Genomic DNA, 5,250 nt, shown 5'->3' with positions numbered 1-5,250 from the left:
ATATGGGGAAATTATAATTTAAGTTTTCCATGTTTTTTTAATAATGAAGATGACCTTATATTTTATAAAAAGTTAGCAGAGAAATATAATTTATCATTAAAAGCAATAAATATAAAATAATAATAAAAGTATATGAATTAAAAATTCATATACTTTTATTATTAAAGACTATTTCACTTCAAATATCCATCCTTTAGGAGCTTTAATATCTCCAAATTGAATTCCACAAAGTGTATCATAAAGTTTTTTTGTAATAGGTCCAACTTTTTTTTCACTGTAGAATATATGTAAAATTCCGTTAAATTCAATGCCGCCTATTGGAGTAACAACAGCTGCAGTACCACAAGCACCTGCTTCAATAAACTCATCTAATTTATTAACATAAACATCTCTTTCAAATACATTCATACCTAAATATTCTTTAGCTATATGCATTAAAGAATATTTTGTTATACTTGGTAATATTGATTCAGATACTGGTGTTATAAATTCATTTTTACTTGTAATACCAAAGAAATTAGCAGCACCAACCTCTTCAATTTTAGAATGAGTTGATGGGTCTAAATATATACAATCTGCAAATCCTTTTTTTACAGCAATTTCATGAGGATGAAGACTAGCAGCATAATTACCACCAACTTTAGCAGCTCCTGTTCCTTTTGGAGCAGCTCTATCATAATCAGCTATCATGAAATTAACTGGTTTCATTCCACCTTTAAAGTAAGGTCCTACTGGAATACAAAATACTGAGAAAATATATTCTGATGCAGGCTTAACCCCAATATTATCACCAACGCCAATTATAAATGGTCTTAAATATAATGTAGCACCAGTACCATAAGGTGGAACAAAATGTTCATTTGCTTTTACTACTTGCATACAAGCATCTATGAATTTTTCTACAGGAACTTCTGGCATTAAAAGTCTGCTATTAGAATTATTCATTCTTTTTGCATTTTCATCTGGTCTAAATAATTGAATTTTTCCATCTTTTCTTCTATAAGCTTTTAAACCTTCAAAAACTTGTTGACCATAATGTAGTGCAGTAGATGCTTCACTAATAGTTAACATATTATCTGTTACTAGTTTTCCATCATCCCATTTTCCATCTTTCCAAACAGAAATATAACGATAATCAGTTTTAATATAATTAAATCCTAAATTTTCCCAATCTATCTCAGAATTTTTTTCCATGAAGATCACCCCTATCTACAAATTTTTTATGTATTTTATTAAATTTATAACGATTATAAATTTAATTTTATCACTTATTATAATTTAAATAAATAAAAATTTTAATTTGTTATTTTAAAATATATAATATGTGATATGATAATATATTGATAGCTTAGTTAATAATTAATTATTTATACAAATTTAGAGGAGATTAATTAATGGATAATAAATTTAAAGAGTTTAATTTAAATGAAAATATAATAAAGGCTTTAAATAATATGAAATATATAGAGCCTTCACAGGTACAAAAAGAAACTATTCCTAATATTTTAAAAGAAGAAGATATTATAGTTAAATCTCAAACAGGTAGTGGAAAAACAGCTAGTTTTGGTATTCCATTATGTGAAAAAATAAATATAGAAAAAACTTATGTTCAAGCTTTGATATTAGTTCCAACTAGAGAATTAGCCATGCAAGTAAAAGAAGAAATTTCCAATATAGGAAGATTAAAAAAAGTGAGAGTAGCCGCTGTTTTTGGAAAACAACCTATGAATGAACAAATAAGAGAATTAAAACAAAGAGTTCATATTGTGGTAGGAACTCCAGGTAGAATATCAGACCATATAAATAGAAAAACATTAAACTTAGAAGAAGTTAAATTTCTTGTTATAGATGAAGCTGATAAAATGTTAAGTATGGGATTTATTGATCAAATAAAAGATATTTTAGATAAAATTTCACAGAAAAGAAGTACTGCATTATTTTCAGCCACTATTCCTAATGAAATAGAAAAATTATGTGAAAAATATATGAATAAACCTAAGGTATTAGAAATTATATCTAAAGTATTTAATAGAGAGAGAATAGAAGAAAGTTATCTATCAATAGAACATAAAGATAAATTTAAAGCTTTGTGGAAAGTAATATATGCAAACAATCCTGAAGGAAGTATAGTATTTTGTAATACTAAGGATAAGGTTAAAGAAGTTTCATCTCTTATGAAGTCTGAAGGAATTATTATTGGAGAACTTCATGGAGATATGGAACAAAAAAAGAGATTACAAATTATAGAAGATTTTAAAAACAAAAAATTTAAAGTATTAATAGCAACAGATGTAGCAGCTAGAGGCATACATATAGATCATATAGATTTAGTTATAAATTATGAAGTTCCTATGGAAAAAGAAAGTTATATTCATAGAATAGGAAGAACAGGAAGAGCTGGTAATTTTGGAAAAGCTATTTCTTTTGTATCTTCAGGAGAAAAAAGATTTTTAAATCAAATTGAGGAATATATTACATATAATATAAAAGAAGATGAAATGCCTGATAATGAAAAGATAAAAGTTGGAAGAAAGTTATTTAAAGAATCTCAAAGAGAATTAATTAAAAATAAACAAGTAGTAAAAAAGAATATACATAATGATATTATAAAAATACATATTAATGGTGGAAAAAAGAAAAAAATAAGAGCTTTAGATATATTGGGGTGTTTTAGTAATTTACCAGGATTAACAGGTGAAGATATAGGTATTATTGATATACAAGAAGGATTTTCTTATGTAGATATATTGAATGGTAAAGGAAGAGAAATATTGAAAAAATACAAAGAAGTAACAGTGAAAGGTAAAAAAATAAAAATTCAATATGCAAAAAAATAAATTATAATTAATGATAAATACGGATTTGATTTTTATATTTATATTAAAGTCAAATCCGTATTTTAAAAATTAAATAAAATTTATCATATAAATTTTTAATAATTACAAATATGAAAATATTGTTTATGTAGTTTTTTTTTTATAAGCTATGATATAATTTTATTATAGTTAGGTATAGGGGGAATAATTTATGGAGAAGTTTTATGAAATATCATCAACAGCAACAGATTTTAGTAAATATAACTTATTTAAGAATTTAACAACTGCATCATTAATATTAGCACTTTTAGTTTTTATGTATTTAAGTCCAACTATAGCAGTAATTATTTGTATTCTTGTAGTATTGCCTATGTTTTTATTAAAAAGAAATGCACTAGTAGAATATGATTATGAATTTAATTCTGGAGAGTTAACTATAAGTGCAATATATGAAAAGAAAAGAAGAAAAGAAAAGGGAGTTATATTTTTAAAGGAAATAGAATTAATGGCACCAGTGAATTCCACTGAGCTTAATAAATATAGTAATGCAAAAGTTTTAAAATGTTATTCTAATATTAATGATAATAGAGAAATTTACAGTATAGTAGTTAGATGGGAAACTCAAACAAGAGCATATCATATAGCTTTAGATAAAACTATGGTTGATTTGTGTTTTTATTGTAATCCACAAAAAGTATTAAGATAAAATAGGTATAAAAATTAAAATTTCTTATTATATAATGTTTGTAAAAATATTATATAATAAGATTTTATTTTTTATTATAAGTAATTATGTAATATATTAAAATAGTAATTTTTATTGAAATCATATGAATAATGGATTATAATTATTAAAAACATATTTAATAAAGAATTATTTAAAATCAAATGTTAAATAATAGTAAATCAATTGAAACAAAGGGGGCTAACCAATGAAAGCAAAACAATATGTAGAAGAATTAATGAAACAATTAAAAAGTAGTAATTTAGGAGAAGAAGAATTCCTTGCAGCAACACATGAAGTATTATATTCATTAGTGCCAGTTTTGGAAAAAAATCCGATTTATATGGAATTAGGCGTAGTGGATAGAATTGTTGAGCCAGAAAGAGTAATAATGTTTAGAGTTCCATGGGTTGATGATAATGGTAAAGTAAGAGTTAATAGAGGATATAGAGTACAATTTAATAGTGCTATAGGACCTTATAAAGGTGGATTAAGATTTCATCCATCAGTTAATTTAAGCATAATAAAATTTTTAGGATTTGAACAAATATTTAAAAACTCTTTAACGACACTTCCTATAGGTGGTGGAAAAGGAGGTTCTAATTTTGATCCTAAAGGTAAATCTGATGCTGAAATTATGAGATTTTGTCAAAGTTTCATGACAGAACTTTATAGACATATAGGACCAAATGTTGATGTTCCAGCTGGAGATATTGGGGTAGGCGGAAGAGAAATTGGTTTTATGTTTGGACAATATAAAAGAATAAGAAATTCTTTTGATGCCGGAGTTTTAACTGGTAAAGGATTAAATTATGGTGGTAGTTTAACAAGAACTGAAGCTACTGGATATGGATTAGTATATTTTGTAGATGAGATGTTAAAAGATAATGGAAAAGATTTAAAAAATAAAACAGTAGTTATATCTGGTTCAGGAAATGTAGCTATATATGCAACTGAAAAAATTACTGAGTTAGGTGCAAAAGTAGTTGCCTTATCTGATTCTTCAGGATACATATACGATGAAGAGGGCATTGATTTAAAAGCTATAAAAGAAATAAAAGAAATAAAAAGAGGACGAATTTCTGATTATTTAAATTATAGACCAAAAGCTAAATTTACAGAAGGTTGTAAAGGCATTTGGACTATTAAATGTGATATAGCACTTCCTTGTGCAACTCAAAATGAAATAGATGAAGAAAGTGCTAAAGCATTAGTTAATAATGGAGTTATTTCTGTTGGAGAAGGTGCTAATATGCCTTCAACTTTAGAGGCACAAAAAGTATTTGTTGATAATAAAATTTTATTTGCACCAGCAAAAGCAGCTAATGCTGGAGGAGTAGCTACTTCAGCTTTAGAAATGAGTCAAAATAGTTTAAGAATGTCTTGGACTTTTGAAGAAGTTGATAATAAATTAAAAGAAATAATGAAAAATATTTATTTTAATTCTAAGAATGCTGCAATTGAATATGGCTATGAAGGTAATCTTATAGTAGGTGCTAATATTGCGGGATTTATTAAAGTTGCTGATGCTATGTTAGCTGAAGGTGTAATATAAACAATAAATTTTAAACAAAAAAAGTATCTATTTTATATAAATATAAAATAGATACTTTTTTTAAACAAATAATTATTTTTTAATTATTTTTATATTTAAAAATTTTATCAATTCATTTATTAATAATGGAATTAAAGAAAGTAAAATTACAAAAA

4 protein-coding genes are annotated in these 5,250 nt (G+C 25.2%); 3 read left to right on the top strand and 1 reads right to left on the bottom strand.

Annotation, left to right across the window (positions count from 1 at the left end; genetic code table 11):
- Window positions 1–168 precede the first annotated feature (168 nt).
- On the bottom strand, window positions 169–1,194 hold the full coding sequence (locus GBZ86_RS12340; protein WP_152891096.1) for a branched-chain amino acid aminotransferase: 1,026 nt from the start codon (window positions 1,192–1,194) through the stop codon (window positions 169–171).
- Between the two features lie 200 nt (window positions 1,195–1,394).
- Here GBZ86_RS12340 and GBZ86_RS12335 point away from each other — a divergent pair, with 200 nt between their 5' ends.
- The 3 genes from GBZ86_RS12335 to gdhA all read left to right on the top strand — a co-directional run bounded on the left by GBZ86_RS12335 (window position 1,395) and on the right by gdhA (window position 5,095).
- Entirely contained in the window at window positions 1,395–2,837 is a 1,443-nt protein-coding gene (locus GBZ86_RS12335; RefSeq protein ID WP_152891093.1) for a DEAD/DEAH box helicase, read from the top strand.
- A gap of 190 nt (window positions 2,838–3,027) precedes the next feature.
- Entirely contained in the window at window positions 3,028–3,522 is a 495-nt protein-coding gene (locus GBZ86_RS12330) for a hypothetical protein (RefSeq protein ID WP_152891092.1), read from the top strand.
- A gap of 226 nt (window positions 3,523–3,748) precedes the next feature.
- The gene (gene gdhA, locus GBZ86_RS12325) at window positions 3,749–5,095 is read left to right on the top strand and encodes an NADP-specific glutamate dehydrogenase (RefSeq protein WP_152891090.1); all 1,347 of its coding nucleotides are present in this window, start codon (window positions 3,749–3,751) and stop codon (window positions 5,093–5,095) included.
- Window positions 5,096–5,250 lie beyond the last annotated feature (155 nt).

The organism is Clostridium tarantellae (assembly GCF_009295725.1).
GTDB classification, from domain to species: Bacteria; Bacillota; Clostridia; order Clostridiales; family Clostridiaceae; genus Sarcina; species Sarcina tarantellae.
Note: the sequence above shows the minus strand (reverse complement) of the source record. Positions and strands in the feature narration are given on the sequence as shown.

What these genes read in the sequence shown, in the direction of transcription:
- GBZ86_RS12340 (WP_152891096.1), bottom strand. Translation starts at nt 1,194, where the DNA reads ATGGAAAAAAATTCTGAGATAGATTGGGAAAATTTAGGATTTAATTAT.
- GBZ86_RS12335 (WP_152891093.1), top strand. Translation starts at nt 1,395, where the DNA reads ATGGATAATAAATTTAAAGAGTTTAATTTAAATGAAAATATAATAAAG.
- GBZ86_RS12330 (WP_152891092.1), top strand. Translation starts at nt 3,028, where the DNA reads ATGGAGAAGTTTTATGAAATATCATCAACAGCAACAGATTTTAGTAAA.
- gdhA (WP_152891090.1), top strand. Translation starts at nt 3,749, where the DNA reads ATGAAAGCAAAACAATATGTAGAAGAATTAATGAAACAATTAAAAAGT.